Source organism: Gelidibacter sp., from assembly GCF_053579655.1.
Window position 1 is genome coordinate 1 of record NZ_JBMDWE010000035.1, and the last position, 17,359, is coordinate 17,359.

General features: G+C 35.5%; 14 protein-coding genes. All 14 read right to left on the reverse strand.

What is annotated here, in order from left to right; all coding sequences use genetic code 11:
• Positions 1-314: 314 nt before the first annotated feature.
• The 14 genes from ACOH2D_RS15045 to ACOH2D_RS15110 all read right to left on the reverse strand — a co-directional run bounded on the left by ACOH2D_RS15045 (position 315) and on the right by ACOH2D_RS15110 (position 17,350).
• Positions 315-731: a CBS domain-containing protein gene (locus ACOH2D_RS15045; RefSeq protein ID WP_449535722.1), complete on the reverse strand. Its 417-nt coding sequence runs from the start codon at positions 729-731 to the stop codon at positions 315-317.
• 877 nt (positions 732-1,608) lie between these two features.
• Positions 1,609-3,948, reverse strand: a complete 2,340-nt coding sequence (locus tag ACOH2D_RS15050) for a GumC family protein (protein WP_449535723.1) — start codon at positions 3,946-3,948, stop codon at positions 1,609-1,611.
• Positions 3,949-3,950: 2 nt separating this feature from the next.
• A complete protein-coding gene (locus ACOH2D_RS15055) occupies positions 3,951-4,712 on the reverse strand; it encodes a polysaccharide biosynthesis/export family protein (protein WP_449535724.1) in 762 nt (253 codons plus the stop codon).
• A gap of 78 nt (positions 4,713-4,790) precedes the next feature.
• Positions 4,791-5,921, reverse strand: a complete 1,131-nt coding sequence (locus ACOH2D_RS15060) for an MraY family glycosyltransferase (RefSeq protein ID WP_449535725.1) — start codon at positions 5,919-5,921, stop codon at positions 4,791-4,793.
• A 199-nt stretch (positions 5,922-6,120) separates the two neighbouring features.
• Complete coding sequence (locus tag ACOH2D_RS15065) at positions 6,121-6,876, reverse strand: glycosyltransferase family 2 protein (protein ID WP_449535726.1); 756 nt, start codon at positions 6,874-6,876, stop codon at positions 6,121-6,123.
• An 11-nt stretch (positions 6,877-6,887) separates the two neighbouring features.
• Positions 6,888-8,597 carry a carbamoyltransferase family protein gene (locus ACOH2D_RS15070; RefSeq protein WP_449535727.1) on the reverse strand — a complete coding sequence of 570 codons (1,710 nt, stop codon included), beginning with the start codon at positions 8,595-8,597 and terminating at the stop codon, positions 6,888-6,890.
• 4 nt (positions 8,598-8,601) lie between these two features.
• Positions 8,602-9,546, reverse strand: a complete 945-nt coding sequence (locus ACOH2D_RS15075) for a UDP-glucuronic acid decarboxylase family protein (RefSeq protein WP_449535728.1) — start codon at positions 9,544-9,546, stop codon at positions 8,602-8,604.
• Positions 9,547-10,081: 535 nt separating this feature from the next.
• Entirely contained in the window at positions 10,082-11,227 is a 1,146-nt protein-coding gene (locus tag ACOH2D_RS15080) for a glycosyltransferase (protein ID WP_449535729.1), read from the reverse strand.
• A gap of 7 nt (positions 11,228-11,234) precedes the next feature.
• Positions 11,235-12,446, reverse strand: a complete 1,212-nt coding sequence (locus ACOH2D_RS15085) for a hypothetical protein (protein WP_449535730.1) — start codon at positions 12,444-12,446, stop codon at positions 11,235-11,237.
• Positions 12,447-12,498: 52 nt separating this feature from the next.
• Positions 12,499-13,641, reverse strand: coding sequence for a glycosyltransferase family 4 protein (locus ACOH2D_RS15090; protein ID WP_449535731.1), 1,143 nt, complete (start codon positions 13,639-13,641; stop codon positions 12,499-12,501).
• Positions 13,642-13,646: 5 nt separating this feature from the next.
• Positions 13,647-14,282 (reverse strand): acyltransferase, encoded by a 636-nt coding sequence (locus ACOH2D_RS15095; RefSeq protein ID WP_449535732.1) that lies wholly within the window; start codon positions 14,280-14,282, stop codon positions 13,647-13,649.
• The gene (locus ACOH2D_RS15100; protein WP_449535733.1) at positions 14,275-15,372 is read right to left on the reverse strand and encodes a DegT/DnrJ/EryC1/StrS family aminotransferase; all 1,098 of its coding nucleotides are present in this window, start codon (positions 15,370-15,372) and stop codon (positions 14,275-14,277) included. Before ACOH2D_RS15100 ends, ACOH2D_RS15095 begins: the two co-directional genes overlap by 8 nt.
• Positions 15,373-15,375: 3 nt before the next feature.
• Positions 15,376-16,347 (reverse strand): CgeB family protein, encoded by a 972-nt coding sequence (locus tag ACOH2D_RS15105; RefSeq protein ID WP_449535734.1) that lies wholly within the window; start codon positions 16,345-16,347, stop codon positions 15,376-15,378.
• The gene (locus ACOH2D_RS15110) at positions 16,328-17,350 is read right to left on the reverse strand and encodes a glycosyltransferase family protein (protein ID WP_449535735.1); all 1,023 of its coding nucleotides are present in this window, start codon (positions 17,348-17,350) and stop codon (positions 16,328-16,330) included. The genes ACOH2D_RS15105 and ACOH2D_RS15110 overlap by 20 nt, the downstream gene beginning before the upstream one ends.
• Between the last annotated feature and the right edge of the window lie 9 nt (positions 17,351-17,359).

Here is a 17,359-nt window from a genome sequence, read left to right on the forward strand (position 1 = left end):
AAGGGATCAATCTCAATTTTGATCAAGCTGGGTTGATTTTCCACTCCAAAGAAGAGAAGGTTACCGATGTGTTTAAACGAGCAACGTATTTTTAGACACGAATTTCACGGATTGGCACGGCAAATGCTGCCTGCTGAAATCATCGATTCATCGGCAGATTTATAATAGAACGCTGATGACACTGATTTTTTATGATTTTCCGTGATTTATATTGGCTTTTATTTCCTCTATGAACTTCATTGATTGGTTGTCTTACCTAATCTGTCATCGGTCATCCAACTTTCCACTACCCTCTACCACCTACCCTCTATTTTCTACAAATAAATAATCAAAAATTTAATCAAATCCGTAGTAGTCACAATCCCGACTAATTCATCGTCATCAACCACAGGTAAAGCGTGAAATTCCTTTTTGGCCAAAATTTGCGCGACTTCCTTAATACTGGTCGTTGAAGTTACCGAGACCACATTTTTGGCCATCACTTGTTCTATAGTAAACATATTATAGACCAAGCTTTCAATTTCCCCATCATCATCAACAGCATCGACGAAGCTAATTCGCAATAAATCGGTGTAGCTCAACATCCCTATAATGGATTTGCCCTCAACCACCGGGATATGTCGGATCTTATGTTTTTTGAACAGATGTTCTGCCTTCTCCAAATCATCATCTTTTTTGAGTTTGATAATTTTGGTAGACATTATGGACGATACAAGTTGGATATTTTTCATGGCTTTTAGTTTTATAATTCTATGATAAATTTATCGTATTATAGTGGAGTAGGGAATGATATATGTCAGGTTTCGAGGGGGAGGCAGTGGGTAGTAGGTAGTGGGTAGTGAGTGGGTTGCCTCAGTCAGCAGTATTCAGTCTTCAGTTGGCAGAAAATAGATCTTAGAGGATATTCAAGGAGAGAAAACTTAGGAGCAGTCAGAGTTAATATCCACGAATATCTACCTAGTGTGCGGGAATTGGATTTCGTTGACTTGAAAGCTATGACACAAAGTTGCGCGAAGGGAGCACAAAGCGCCACAAAGGACATCGCTACTAGATTTATCAATGACTTAATTAACTCATACACGCACACTCTAACCCAGGAAGTTCAAGTTATGAATGAGGTATTATGGATGAGGTGCGCAGTAATGACTGTTACAATGGACTGGAAAATCAGTGTAAAAAAGCATCAATAGCCAGAGCGGAATAGTAGTTGGATGTTTTAAAATAAATTGAATTTGGAAAGATGATAGCCATCAGTAAAGTATACAAATTACTATTTTAGGTGATAATTTAGCGTCTTAAAAAGTTAACCATCATGCATTTCAGCCCTAGAAGAATCACAAATAATTGAGGAATCTAAAGACATTTATAAAAAAATCCGATCCAAACCTAAAGGTCGAACCGGACAGATATTCGTATACTTGTATTAATCTTCGCTGCTATAACCATAGCCATAACCGTAATTGTAGCTATATCCGTAAGCTCTACTCGCGCCAACACCGTTTCGAAGAATTTAATCTGACAACCGATCAATGTAGTTCACAGATTCAAAAAAAAAAGTCCAATCCATACCTAAAGTTCGAACCGGACCTATATTAGTATACTTTTAGATTAATCTTCGCTGTTATAACCATAGCCATAACCATAATTGTAGCTATATCCGTAAGCTCTACTCGCGCCAACACCGTTTATAACGTAGGCCATATTCTTTAACCGTCCTGTTTCACTAAGATTTTTAGAAAAATCAAGTAGGTTTTTCTCAGTTACTCCAGCACGAACCATATACAAAGTAGCATCAGCCAGCCCTGAAATTAATAAAGTATCCGTTACCAAGATTGTAGGTGCCGTATCTACTATAATATAGTCATAGACTTCTTTGGCATCATTCACTAGTTGTTCAAAACGACCATTAGTCAGTAAATGGGCTGGATTTGGGGGTATGGGTCCAGAAAGTAAAGTATCATGATCTGGATGTTTTGGAAAACCTTTAATCAAAGCCTTTCGCCAATCAAAAGTATCATCATATAAATAATTGGATAGACCTGCCTCATTTTTGTCCAATTGCGGAATTGTATAATTATGGATTTGGGGGTTTCGTAAATCAGCTCCTATAAGCAAAACTTTTTTGTTTAAGCTTGCTAGCGCTAAGGACAGGTTGATTCCTGCATAAGTTTTACCCTCACCTTTAATTGTAGAAGTTATATAAACAACTTTCCCTTTACCAGATACACTAGGTAAAACGTAATTGATATTTGAACTCAATATCCTAAAAGCTTCCGCTTGCGTTGTGCGGTCCGTTGGATCAGCAAATACTAAGTTCTCATCTTTAATTTTAGGAAGCTCCGCTAAGACAGTAATTTTGGGAACCCTTAATTCAACATCTTTTTTTCCTTGAACCTTTGTATCCAACAAAATACTAACATAAATAACTCCAAAAGGAACAAGGAAACCAACCACAAATGCCATGAGATACACATTTTTTCTGTTTGGTGATATTGGTGGACCTCCAGAAATAGCGTATTCAACTACCTTAATTGAAGGTTCTGTAATGGCTAAATTGATTCCAGCTTCCTCACGCTTTTGAAGTAAAAACAGATAGAGGGTTTCCTTAATAGCCTGCTGACGTTCAATGGAACGCATAATTTTCTCTTTTGCAGGAATAGCAGAAACTTGCGATGAAAATTTAGCATTTCTTTTAATCAACTGATTTTTAGTAGATTGCAACTGTGATTTGTAAACAGATAATGAATTATTAATGTTCATTGCCAGATCTTTCAGCTTTTCATTAAGGGTCCGTACCATTGGATTGTTTTCCCCGCCACTGGTTAAGTAATTGTCACGTTCGAAAATCAATGTATTATATGTGCTTATGAGCTCATTCGTTTTAACGCTCGAAATCCCAATATTGGCTGGCAGCAATTGATAGTTACTATGTCGAATGTCCAAGGATTCTGCTAACATGTTGGAAAGTAAAATTTGACTTTCAATGGCAAATACTTCATTCTCTACCTCTGTACGTTGAGAAATCCCCAAGGCTGCATCAGATTCCACATTGAAAAAATTATTGTCCTGTTTATAGTCTCGCTTGTTCCCTTCTATGGAATCCAATTCACCTGCTAACAATTCAAAACGTTCATCAATAAAAGCAATGGTCCGTTTAGAAACCTCCTGTCGGTCCACAATGCCATCTATATTAAATACTGAAATCACTTCATTAAGGATGCGCTCGGATTTTTGCTTGCTTTCACCACTAAGACTTAGCTGTAAAAGATCACTATCTCTCCCCAAAACAGAAACCGCTAAGCTACCTTTTAAATTTTTTGCTGCGGCTGTAACTGGCGAAAGTCTGAAGATATATGTTTTCCCCTTATATTGTTTAATGCTATTTAAACTACCTGCCTCCAATTCAAAAGGCAAATCATGACTCACATTATAAGAACTAAAATTCGGAAATATTATGGGCTTCTCTGAATTCCCTCTATACACTTCGAAACCCTTATCTTCTATCAAAATTTTAAAGGATTGGTGAGATTTAATGCTATCGTTAGGAATTGTTTTGGTAAGACTGAATGGAAATCCGGCTATTTCAGAAGTTCTCACATTCCCTTTTTCATAGAAAGCCATGGTCAAATCAAGATTCCTGACCACCAATTCACTAATACGCAAAGACTTGATAACCTCAATTTCATTTTCCAAATTTATAGTAGACCGACTAAAAACAAATGCAGAAGAAGGCATTTCAATGCCTTTATTTTTGTTTAGAATTTGAATTTTGGAAGCGGTTTTATAAATATTAGGGGTATATCTCAAATAGATAAAGGCGGTGCTAATAGCTATGAGGGCAATAATTAAAAACCAAAACCAATAGCGCAAATATTTTTTAACCTCATACTTTATAAGCTCTCCTTGATCCGATTTTCCAGTAGCGGCATTAACTCTTTCTTGATTCATTCTTATCTTGTTATTAAAATCACCGTACTCAATATTATGGAAAACACAGAAATGAAAGTGCCTACATTACCCACAAAACCCGAACTCTTAACTTTAGGCCCATTAGGGTTAATCATAATGACATCATTGGGTTTTACAAAGTAATACGGACTGGTTAAGAGCGCCGCAGAAGTTAAGTTTAAATGTGTGGTTTTAAAGACGCCATCTGTTTCTCTAATTAATAGCACATCCTCCCGTTTTCCATTAATGGTCAAATCTCCAGCTAATCCCAAAGCTTGCAATAGGGTGACACTTTCTTCGGTAAAATTATAGGTTCCGGGTGAATTGACCTCTCCCAGAACCGTAACCTTAGCATTAAGTAGTCTCACATTGACCGTTGGTTTTTTAAGATGGCCGCCATCCTCCAATAACTTTGTCAATACTTCTTGCAATTTCTCAGTAGTTTTATCCTTAGTTGAAATGACCCCTAATTGCGGAAAGTTTATCGTATTGTTTTCAGTCACTAAATACCCTTCCAACTTCATCAAATCAACAGAAGACGACACATTTCCTCCAGGAGATATTCTATTGTAGGGAATAGCAGTTTCCGCAACAAGCGCTCCTACAGTAATTTTGAGGATATCATTAGGCTGAAGCGTTGGCTTAGCATAATTTATTGTGGTATTATTGTATTGCTCTGAATCCTGAAAATAAAGAATTTCTTTTTTAGTGGCACAAGAATTAAAAAAAATCAAGGCCACCATTATTAATAAAAAATGTTTCATTATAACGATCTTGGGTTGTTTAAATATAGAATTTTGTACAAGTAAGGCACAAAAGTAAGGTGTTTTTTTTTAATGAAACTAAATCAGCGTATCTCTTCTGTTCATTTCAGACTTGGAATTTAAATTTAAAATCCAATGATAAATAAAAACAGCAGAATACAAAATAGTTCCAATAGAAAGCAAAAGGATCAATTGCAAATGGATTTCAAAATCCCTAAACCAAACCGCCAATACAAATAAGACCACATTAATGATCACGATACAGGCCGTAGTTTGAACATGCGAATACCCCATTTTAAGAAAACCATGGTGCAAATGGTTCTGATCGGCAGAAAACGGACTTTTTCTATGAAATACTACACGAATAAAAAAGACACGAAAGGTATCCAAAAGTGGAAAAAACACAATGGCAAGCGCTAAAACAGGAGCTGAATTATAATAGATTGATTTCCTGAACATTTGTGCTTCACTGAGAAATCTCACTACGAAAAAAGAAATCAAAAATCCAATAATCATCGAACCGGTGTCACCCATAAAAATTTTTCTTTTTTCAGAAAAGTTTAACCTCAAAAATGGTATCAAAGACCCCATCGTGGCAACCGCTATAGTGGCCATACTGACATCTTCAGTTTTCAAGAAGATATAGCCAAATGCCGCACAAGCAAATAATGCTAAACTACCCGCTAAACCATCTACTCCGTCGATCAGATTATAAGCATTAATGATCAATACATAAACAAATAATGTAAAAAGCACAGACAACCAGTACGGTAAGGTTGTAATTCCAAAAAAACCAAAAAAACCAATAATTCGTGTGTCTGTAAATATGATTAATACCATTGCTGCCATTATCTGCCCCAAAAATTTTTTATTAGGAGACAGCACAAGTAAGTCATCTTTCAGGCCTAAAAAAAATAAGATGGTCATCCCTCCCAATACTAATAAAAGCACCTTAGTATTTAATAGTGCACCAAGCGTTGTTATGACCACAACCAAACTCACATAGATGGCAATACCACCTAGGTTAGGCGTCCTCTTAGAATGTACACTTCTTAACCCCGGTTCGTCCATAAGCTGTTTTTTTACAGAGATCATAAAGATTGCTGGAAATGTGTTCCAAGAAACAAAAAGTGCAATAATGAAGGCTGTAAATAACCAAATCACTAAGTAGTCGAGCGGGTTGAAATACGTGAGAAGTTCTTGAATCATAGCAATTTAAGCTTAGGTTTACTTGGGTATATGACTAATCCAAATATCAGTAAATATAGGTGTAAAGTGTTAATTGTCACAATATTTTGAGTTTTAAATCAACTTTGTCGATTATATGAGGTTCAGAATTTTCTCTAAATTAAATCACTTTTCAACAGGGTATTAACGCAAAGCCATCTATTATTTAACTCAAACTCCATTATTTTGAAAACCACTGCGGAATTTTGGAGAGATTCTTTTGAAGTACGACACTTAGTGGAAAGCTTATTTTATTCGTGGTGACCGCTCGAAAATCTTCTTTTGTTTTTTGAATAAGATTCTTGAGACTTCGATTACTGGCACCTCCTACTCGCATTTTGGTGATGGTTAAAGGCAAGTATTTAAAAGTATGATGCTCTTGTCTGAATACGCGAAGTATGAAATCATAGTCGGCCGCAATTTTATACTCTAAGTTAAAGTGTCCATAAGTTTGATAGACCTCTCTTTTTAGGAACAGTGTTGGATGAGCAGGCATCCATCCGCGATTCAACAATTTCGGATAAAAAGGTTGACTGACCCAGTTACGGACAATTTTATCTGTATCATTAAACTGAACATAGTGCAGATTCCCGAATATACCATCAACAACTTCAGCTTTGAAAGCCTCGGCAATTTGAGAGACTATCGTTGTATCTGCAAGAAAATCATCAGAATGGACAAACCCAACAACATCACCAGTAGCTTTAGCGATTCCTTTATTCAAGGCATCGTAAATTCCCTTATCGGGCTCCGAAACATATATAATATTAGCGTGTTTCTCCGCTTTTGATTTGATGACCTGAAGGGTGTCATCTTTGGAGTTACCGTCAATAATGATGTATTCAATGTCCTTATAAGATTGCTGCAGCACAGAGTCCATGCACGCTTCCAAGGTCTTGGCACTGTTATAAGTGGCTGTTATGATCGAGATTTTCATTGTTGCAAAAGCTATTTTACCAGAACATAATTTTGCAATACTAAAACATCTAGATTAGTTCTAAAAAAACAATCTAAAGCTTCTTTTGGATGATTAACCACTGGTTCATTTTCATTAAACGATGTATTTATAAGAATAGGCACTCCGGTCTTTTCGTAAAACTTTGTAATTAAGGCGTGATACCGAGGGCGTAATTCTTTGCTAACCGACTGCAATCTGCCACTACCATCAACGTGAGTTACAGCCGGAATAGTTGACCGCATTTCCTCCTTTATTGGCAAAACCCGTTCCATAAAGGGAGTAAATTGATAATTGTCAAAATACGTCGAACCAAATTCCTCTAAAATACTAGGAGCAAAGGGTCTGAAAGACTCGCGTTTTTTTATTTTTTCATTTAGTAATTGTTGTGCTTTCTCGTTACGAGGGTCAGCCAAAATAGAACGACTTCCTAAAGCTCGTGGACCGAATTCAGCCCTTCCATCAAAAAAGCCCACCACGGCACTGGAGCTTATTTTATCAGCTAAAAAACTAAACAGTTCGTCATCTTCCATAAATTCGGCCTCTAAATTCATTTCGTCCAAAATGGTCTTTACTTGATCATTGGTAAAGGAAATACCTAAATTAGCGTTGTATAGGGGAGCAATACGATCGTTTTTTAAATCATTGAAATAATAATACTGTGCAGCTCCCATGGAAATCCCGGCATCGTGGCCTGCACTTGGTATATACAAATGTTTAAAAGGTGTGTTTTCTAAAACTTTACCATTGGCAACACTATTTTGGGCAACCCCGCCAGCAATACATACATTCTCTAAACCAGTAAGCTCAAAAGCCCGTGTCAATATTTCAAAAATGAGTTCTTCGGTTCTTTTTTGAACACTACTCGCTATATCTTTATGACGCTGCTCAAAAGTATCTGTTTTCGATTTTCTCTTACCAAATATAGGTTCCAATTTTTCTTGTTTAAACAAGGTACTGACTACTGGCATATTATTATCATAGGATATGACACCCCCTTCAAGATCAAAATAACTTTTATCCCATTCTAAAATAGTTTTTTTTCCAGACCATATTACTTTGCGCATTTCTTCTAAGAAAGTAGGCTGACCATAAGGGGATAAACCCATGACCTTATATTCATCTCCATAATATGGAAATCCTAAAAACTGAGTAAATGCCGAGTAAAAAATGCCTATGCTCACTGGAAAATCTTGAGATTCTATAACCTCAATTGTATTGTTTTTAGCCTTTCCAATCATTACTGTTGAAAAATCACCCGATCCATCAATAGAGACTACAGTAGCTTCATCAAAAGGACTAGAAAAGAATGCCGATGCCAAATGCGCACGATGGTGTTCTATGTATTTAATAGGAGGACAATAGCCAAAGCTTTCTTTTATCAGTTCTTCAATGGACTGCAAATCATTCCTATTGGAAAATCGTTGCTTAAACATTCCCAATGCTATTTTCCTATTGCTGAGGGTATATTTTATTTTATTTTTTAACTTGGCTTTAGGATCACGCCCAATGCAAATAGCTTTCACATCATGTATTGATATGCCTTCAGCCTCCAAACAGAATGCAATTGATTTTAATGGTAATCCTGCCCAATGTTTAATGCGTTCAAAACGTTCTTCTTCAGTGGCATAAATTACTTCACCATTTTTTAATAATGCTGCAGAGCTATCCGCGTGATAGGCATTTATTCCTAAAATATACATGGTCTTATACTTGTTTTAATAAATTATCAAAATATGCAATAGTGCTTTTCAATCCTTCCTCCAGTTGTACTTTAGGCTCCCAACCATTGAGTTCCTTTTTTGCTAAATCAATTAAAGGTTGACGTTGTAACGGGTCATCCTGTGGCAAAGGCCTATACACCAATTTCGATTTGGAGTTGGTCAATTTGATGACGTTTTCAGCCAATTCCAACATGGTAAATTCTACAGGGTTACCAATATTTACAGGTCCTGTAAAGCCATCCCTACTGTTCATCATTCTAATGGTGCCTTCCACTAAATCATCTACATATTGAAAACTTCGCGTTTGAGTCCCTTGACCAAAAATTGTAATGTCTTGCCCTTTTAATGCTTGCACAATAAAGTTAGAAACCACGCGCCCATCATGTGGATTCATATTGGGGCCGTAGGTATTAAAAATTCGAATGATCTTTATTTTCACTTCATTTTGAATATGATAATCCATAAACAAGGTTTCGGCACATCGCTTACCTTCATCATAGCAGGAACGTAACCCGATTGGATTCACATTTCCCCAATAGGTTTCGGGTTGTGGATGCACTGCCGGATCGCCGTACACCTCACTAGTCGATGCTTGTAATATTTTAGCATTGACACGTTTTGCCAAACCTAACATATTGATGGCGCCCATGACAGAAGTTTTAATCGTTTTTATGGGATTGTATTGGTAATGCACCGGAGAGGCTGGACAGGCCAAATTGTAAATTTCATCTACCTCAATCATATACGGATTGATGACATCATGTCTCACCAACTCAAAATACTTGTTATCCATGAGATGCTCAATGTTTTTCTTTGAGCCTGTAAAATAGTTGTCCAAGCAAATAACTTCATTGCCCTCATTTAATAAGCGTTCGCATAAATGGGACCCGACAAACCCTGCACCTCCTGTAATTAGTATTCGTTTCATGTGAATATTATATTGTTTATTAGTTGACACATGCCGTTCGCTATTGAACATCTCCTTAAAGATATCCTTATAGCAAGCTCGGTTCATGTGAATTTATATTGTTTTATTAGTTGACATACTTCGACTTCGCTCAGTACAGACTTGCAGTTCGCTATTGAACATCTCCTTAAAGATATCCTTATAGCAAGCTCGGTTCATGTGAATTTATATTGTTTTATTAGTTGACATACTTCGACTTCGCTCAGTACAGACTTGCAGTTCGCTATTGAACATATCCTTAAAGATAACCTTGTAGCAAGCTCGGTTCATGTGTGTTTTATATTGTTAATTAGTTAACATACTTCGACTTCGCTCAGTACAGACTTGCAGTTCGCTACAGAACATATCCTTAAAGATAACCTTGTAGCAAGTTCGATTCATGTGTATCTTATATTGTTTTATTAGTTGACATACTTCGACTTCGCTCAGTACAGACTTGCAGTTCGCTATTGAACAGCTCCTTAAAGATAAACTTGTAGCACGCTCGGTTCATGTTTTAATTTAAAGGATTCAAAAATAAAGCTTTATTTTGTTCTAGTACTTCTGGATTATTGATAAATGCATCAGCATACTTAAATGCCGACTTTGACCATATTGCATATTCAGAATCCGACATTTGAATGGCCGTATTAAATGCTTCAATAATGTTATTTTGATTTTTGATATCAACATCCCAACCTACCCATTTAGATGCTAACGCCTTCCAAGGTGTTTGATCTGATATTAAAACAGGCAGTCCACTAGAGAGGGCCTCAAGGATGGCATGTCCGAAATTTTCACCTTCAGAAAGCAAAACAAAAAAGTCATAGTCAATTAATACATCCGGTATTTTTTCACTGTCTAAAACATCTTTATAGGATACTCTGATATGATCAGGTAATTGAGATATTACATTTTGGCACTTCACCCAATAATCTTGGTCATAAATAGGTCCATAAAGATCTAAAACCAAAGGATACTTAATATGCTCCAAAGCTCGAAGCATTACTAATGTTCCCTTTTCAATAGAAATTCTTGCAACATTTATAAACCTAACAGGATTCCGTTTTTCGTGTTTTTGTTGAAAATTAGGATTCAGTCCACGAGGTAGATTAGATGCAATATGTATTAAACTATTCTTACCAATAATTGATTTTATAAAACTAGCTTCATCAGCATTTGTGGCATGAAAAGTAACCTTCTTATAAAGATCGAAAAGAACCGCTAGCTTCAAAAACAACTTCTTCTTAAACCCTTTAACGGAAAACGCTTGTGGATTTAACATCCCTCTGGCTGCTACAATAGTTTTCTGTTTTTTGTCACTTACCAATAAAGGTACGATTGAAAAAAACCAACTGTAAATGCCATTGATATAGAGGATATCAAACTCTGTTGATTCTAACAGAGTTTTAAGGTTTTTTTTGTTTAAGTTTTCCTTCGAAAAATAATATACTGAAGTGTAATCATTCAATTGGTTCCAAGAATTAGATACGATCGAATCATAAACTTCATTAGAACAATAATCGCTATCTCTAGTAATAATAAAAAAATCATGGTATTTTCCCAGATGATCTATCATATTAGCATAAGAACGCACAGGGCCTCCAGATTTTGTACCAGGTAAAAACCAATCTATCGTAATAAGAATACTTTGTCGTTTCAATAGGTGGTTATTTGTTTAATATATTTTTCTGAAGATATCGATACAAGAAGCCTCTAACAATAAAAAATACAATAAGCCCTTTTATCAAGTGATTCAAAACCATGTAAAATTCGTTTCCGGGTCTTATAAGATAACTGAATAAAAAAGGCAACCAAATAAGGTTTAACATATTATTGCTGATATATGCATTATAAAACCAAAGTGAAATTCTGGAAAAAAACATGCCTAATAAAAAGAGGGCTACTATCGAACCGTAAAATCCAAAATTAATATAAATATCACCAATAACACCAATACTCATTGATGTAGATGAGTTTAAACTATAGCCCGTATAGTAATTGAACCGTTGATAGTCGTTCACTTCACGTTTGTCTGGGTATAAAAACCGTGGTACTATTGAAGAAGCTATATCTTCCATCAATGCCGTTCCATTTTCAAAAGGCACATTGTTTGGAACATGACCCATTACCATTGACGTCTGAAAACCCTGATTTAACCTACTAATAGTTTGTAGCACCGAGTCATTATTATCAATATCTTCATTAAATGTTTCTTGTATAGAACTGAATGTTATTAATTCTGAAAGCAAAGCTGTTTTTTCTTCAAAGGATATTTCTTGCTCCCAAACCACTCTTCTATATTCAGCCTTTATGCCCTGATAAACAGTTAAGAACAGCATGCCTGTTAAAGCTACTGTAATTTTAATCTTATTAGAAATTTTGTAACGAAGACTAATATACATCAATATGAAAATAGAGAAAACGATAAACTCTATTAACAGTGCATTCAAAATCGAAGACACAGCTATTTCTAAAAACACAATAATGACAAATAATTTATCAATCTTCTTTTCTGAAAAGATTAAACTAAATACCCCAGGCCATTTCAATATAATGAAAAACGTCACAATGGATCTTAAAGAATAGGGAAGAACCAGCATTGCAAGACTGCTTATAATGCCAATTGCAAAAAAGATTCGCCCCAATATTGATGCCATTTCAGGATCAATTTGCAGAGGCTTTAATTTTAATTTAGGTCTAAACACAAATAGACCAGCGATAAAAGATAAACTTGCATACGTGGCAAATGGCAAATATTGTTCGATAGGCACAGCCATACTGCCAAGTTCTCCATATTTATACTCCAACATAGGCGCAATACCATACTGAAGTACATACAATAGGGCTGTCAACTCAAATAAGGGAAAGGATTTGCCCATATTTTTAACAAGCCTATAGCAGAAAAAAAAGAACGCAATGATAAGAATGTATTCAGTCATTAATTCTATTCAAAAATTGCTTATGTTTTTCTCTAAAGCCCTCATAGGAAAAGTGTTCGCGCGCGATGTCTATAGCACTTTTTGACATCTGATCAAATTTCAAATCATTATCAATTAAACTTTTTATACATAAATGATGTTTCTCTAAATCAAAAGGATCTATACAATAGCCATTCTTTTCCATAAAAACGGCCTCTTGGGAACCATCTTGATTACCTACAATAATAGGAGACCCGCAAGCCATAGCTTCTAGAGGAGTTAAGGGGATGCCTTCTCCTCTACCCACACCTCGATCGGAAACCAATGAAAAGACGCGAGCTACTCTGTAAAATCTTGGCAAATCGTCTTCATGAATCATTCCAGAAAAATAGACCCGATTAGAAACATTATACTCTTTAGCTAATTTTTTTAAGTGGTCAATCATGTCGCCCTTCCCACCAAAAACTAAGACTGATTTGTTATCAGTCTTGACAATTTTTGAAAACACTTCAATTAAACGTTCATAGCCTTTGTGAGCTGCTGTAAACGACAAACGTCCAAGCGTTAAAATCCAAGGTGAATCTATTGGATTTGGCAAATTATACCTTTCATAAAAATCGTCTTCAGCCTTCGAATTTGAAGGTGAGAATTTCTCCAAATCAACACAATCCCAAATCACCTCGGTGGAATTCGTTGCTCTAAATCCATTTTCTTCAATATAGGTTGCTGTAAAATGACAATCAGAAACAACATGATCTACTTTTTTAAACCCTTCTTCTACTTTGGGACGTAAACCACTCCAGACTTCCAACCCATAAACGTTTAGGATACTTTTTGCTCTATTAAAAAGCTTAAAACGCACTAAAATCTCGGTGAGGTTCACATGTCCTAACCAGATGATGTCCGGTTTCCAAAAATAAACAGCTTGTAAAACCTTAATAATGTAGTTTAGTTTACTCAATTTTGAAATACCTGATCCATGCCAATAGACTTCAAACGGTTCTTCAAACCCACCTTCCTCTGGAGCCAAAAGCGAAAACACCCTAACATTATTGGCATCCACTATTTCACGCAATGCACTAATTTGATAGCGATTATAACGACTAATCCCGCCTTTATCAAAACAGCCAGGAGAGAGGTATAATATTTTTTTCATGCAAATTATTTTTTATGGAAAATTGAATTGGGCGTTAGTATATCATTACTATTTAGAGTGCTCATGACGCCAATCCATGTGCCTTCAGGAACTACAGTGCCCGGCAATAAAACGGAGTTCAATCCAATGGCAGCTCTATCACCAATAATGACATTTCCAACAATCATAAACTGATCTTTCTTATCTGCCATTGTGGAAAATGAATATCTTTTTTTATCTTCTTTATCATTCAGGTTTCTGTAATGATGTGAAAGACTGTAAATTTTGCTTCCAGAGGCTATCGTCACATTTTCTCCAATTGAAACGCCACCGTGAGACTGAATTAAACTAAATGGAGCGATATGCACGCCATTTGCTAAAGACAACATTCCCCACGGAATTTCACTTTTTCCAGATTGGTAAAATTGCCTATCTGTGGCATTAAAAGCGCCTCCCAAAAAAATAGTATTTCTATCTATCCAGACATTATGTCCAATACTTATCATGTGATAGTTTTCGAAATACACCCCTTCATCTATAATGACATTTTCTCCGCACGATTTAAATTTTTTCCTGTAATACATATAGCGCAGTTTCCTGCCTATACCACCAGAAATTGGGCGAAGAAAAGACTCCACTAGTTTACCAAAATGATTACTCATTAAGCAGTTGGATTAAAACATCACACACAAACTTCACCTGTTCTTCTTTGAGGTCATAATATGTTGGAAGATTAATGCCTTGTTGGTAAACTCGATCCGTTACGGGGGTATGATTAACATCTTTCAAATAGGGCATTTGCGACATCGGATAGAAAAAAGGACGTGAATCCACATCGCGTTTCTTAAGTTCTGTCATGAATTTCTCTCGCGTCTCCCAGTTCCATTTTTTATTTTCTAAACAGATTAACCAATAGGCATTTTCAGCCCATTCCTCGGTATTATTTAAATTGACACCATCAATCTTACCCAAGTATTTAGTGTACCAATCAAAGATAACTTGGCGTTTTTTCATAAAGTCATCAATGCGTTCCAATTGTGCACAGCCAAGCGCTGCTTGGATATTCGTCAACCTAAAGTTAAACCCCGCTGCTGTATGCCAATACCGCTTTTCTTTACTCATAGCATGATCTCTCAAATATTTACAGCGATTGTAGAAATCTTCGTCATCAGTGGTGATCATGCCTCCTTCTCCAGTGGTCAGATTTTTATTGCCATAAAAACTGAAAGTCGCACAATGCCCCCAAGAGCCTACACGTTTCCCGTGAACTTTAGCACCATGAGCTTCTGCAGCATCTTCAATGACCCATAAGCCATGCTTGTTAGCTATTTCCAAAATGACATCCATTTGAGCTGGATGCCCATACAAATGGACTGGCATAATGGCTTTTGTTTTTGGAGTAATCAAAGCCTCTATGCTTTTTGGATCAATACATAAATTAAATTCGTCTATATCTGCAAAAACTGGTGTAGCATTGCAATGTAAAACAGCATTTGCAGTAGCAATAAACGACAGGTTGGGCATGATGACCTCATCGCCTTCTCCGATGCCATGAGCAGTGAGCGCCAATTGAATGGCCACGGTACCATTACTCACAGAAACTGCATAACGAGATTGGCAAAAATCAGCAAACTCAGCTTCAAAACGGTCAATATATTTACCTAAACTGGAGACCCAAGTGGATTTGACGGCGTCTGTGACATAATCAATCTCTTTTTGGGTAATGGAGGGTTGTGATATGGGTATAAACATTTTTTAAATTTTTGATAGTATATAATTTAATCTAATTTCATAAGTATGATCGCTATGTGCTCTTTTAGCACCTGCTTCTCGAATTTTTTTCATTTCGTCTGGAAATCTTTTAGCCTTATCTAAAATCTCAAGTAATTCATCATAGCAATTGAAAATTAATACCTCTTTACCTGGTTCAAAACAATCTTCGATAGATTTTCTGTTATCCAAAATATGAAGGCCGCCGCAACCTGCAATTTCGAAGGCTCGACAGTTAACAGAGTCAAACTCTCTCATAGGGCTTGTATTTAAGACCCCCAAGCCACTTCCAAATATTTTAGATTTTTGCTCTTTAGTTATAAATTTTTTAGTGTGATTTTTTATAATTTCCTTGTACGCCCAATTTGGAGGTGGCGGACCATACAAACCTAATTCAACTTCGTCCTGAATTAACTTTTTTGTAATAAACTGTCTATAATCATAAAAAGAACCAGCAATGACCAACTCATTATTTGATTGCTGATATGTAGGCTTATGCCAGGCAGGATTCATGGCTTCCAAAAGTTGTTCTGCATTAATACCCAAACTCTTCACTTTATGGGCAGCATAGGCGTCTTTTATATAAACAAAATCCAAATATTCTGAGAGTACACCTCTTTTAGTCATATTGGCCGCAGGATCACCCCACCATGACACTGTAATAATTCCTTTTTTCTTACATTCAAAAAGAACCGCTTCGTCTAAGCTTTGTGTCAAGGAAATCATCAAATCAATCTTTGTAGTACGAATGGTTTCTAAAATGAACTTTTCCTGATTAGATAATTGTGGGAATATTTTACTCTGTATATCCTTGACGGCACGATAAATTTTGGAATAGGATTTACTCACAGAGATCGTTCCCATATGAATAACTTCATGACCCATTTGTTGCAAAGTAAAAGAAACGTTGTCAACAAAACTATCATTAAGACAATAATTAGGTATTAGTACTTTCATCAAGTTTTTCTAATAAGTTATAATATACTTCTTCACAAAAGTATGGACTTTGTTTGTAATTTAATCCTATCTTGTTCATTGCTTCACGAAAATCAAATGTTTCTAAGTTCGTATAGTCAACTATGATCATTTTTGGAAAAGTTTTGTCAATAATATAATCTTTAGCAGTAATTAATTTATCAGAGCACCAAACATCTAAGTCTAAAGCCAAATACTCAAATATTTTATTTGGTGCACAATATCTGACATTTATAGAATTACCTTTATAGAGTACTAATCCTACATCATATTTTCCCGTTAATTTAGGAATATTTTCATATTGAATACTCCCTTTGAATTTAACGTTCTGATAAGATTTTAAGGTATCAATAATATTTTTATTAGATGTATGCGAATAAAAAGTAATTTCAAATTTATTATTATTACCAAATTGTGTCAATACTTCATTTAAGTATAATCCTTCAAATGAAAGTGAACCTATATACAAAAGTCGGATTACTTCGGCCTCCTTTAGTGTTTCTTTCGAATTATACTTAGGAGTATTAATTAGCCATAATTTTGACGGATAATTAGGCATGACATTGAATTTTGAGGCGTCTAAAGTCGGAAAATCATTTTCAAAAAATTTTAACCGATTTTTATTTGTATGAGAAATCCACTTCGCATTTTTCAAAATCGGAAGCTCATATTTTCTTCCTAAGCGTTCAAAAAACGATTGCTTTTTATAGTCTTCTTTCGAGAAATACTCATGGTAATGAACAAAGATATTAGTATTTAATAATCCAAAGACTTTTTTAAAAAGCAACAGCGGAAATACACTTATTGACTCAAAATAGAAAACATTTTTAGGATGGGACATCAAATATAAAAGTGCTTTTAACGTGTAAATAAAATAATCCAAAAAACTTATTAATTTATTAGCAATATTAGAGCTTGTAATTCTCAGCTCCTTTCTTGTCAACAACTTGTAATCTACGCTATTGGCTTCTAAATAAGATGTCATGTTTAGTAA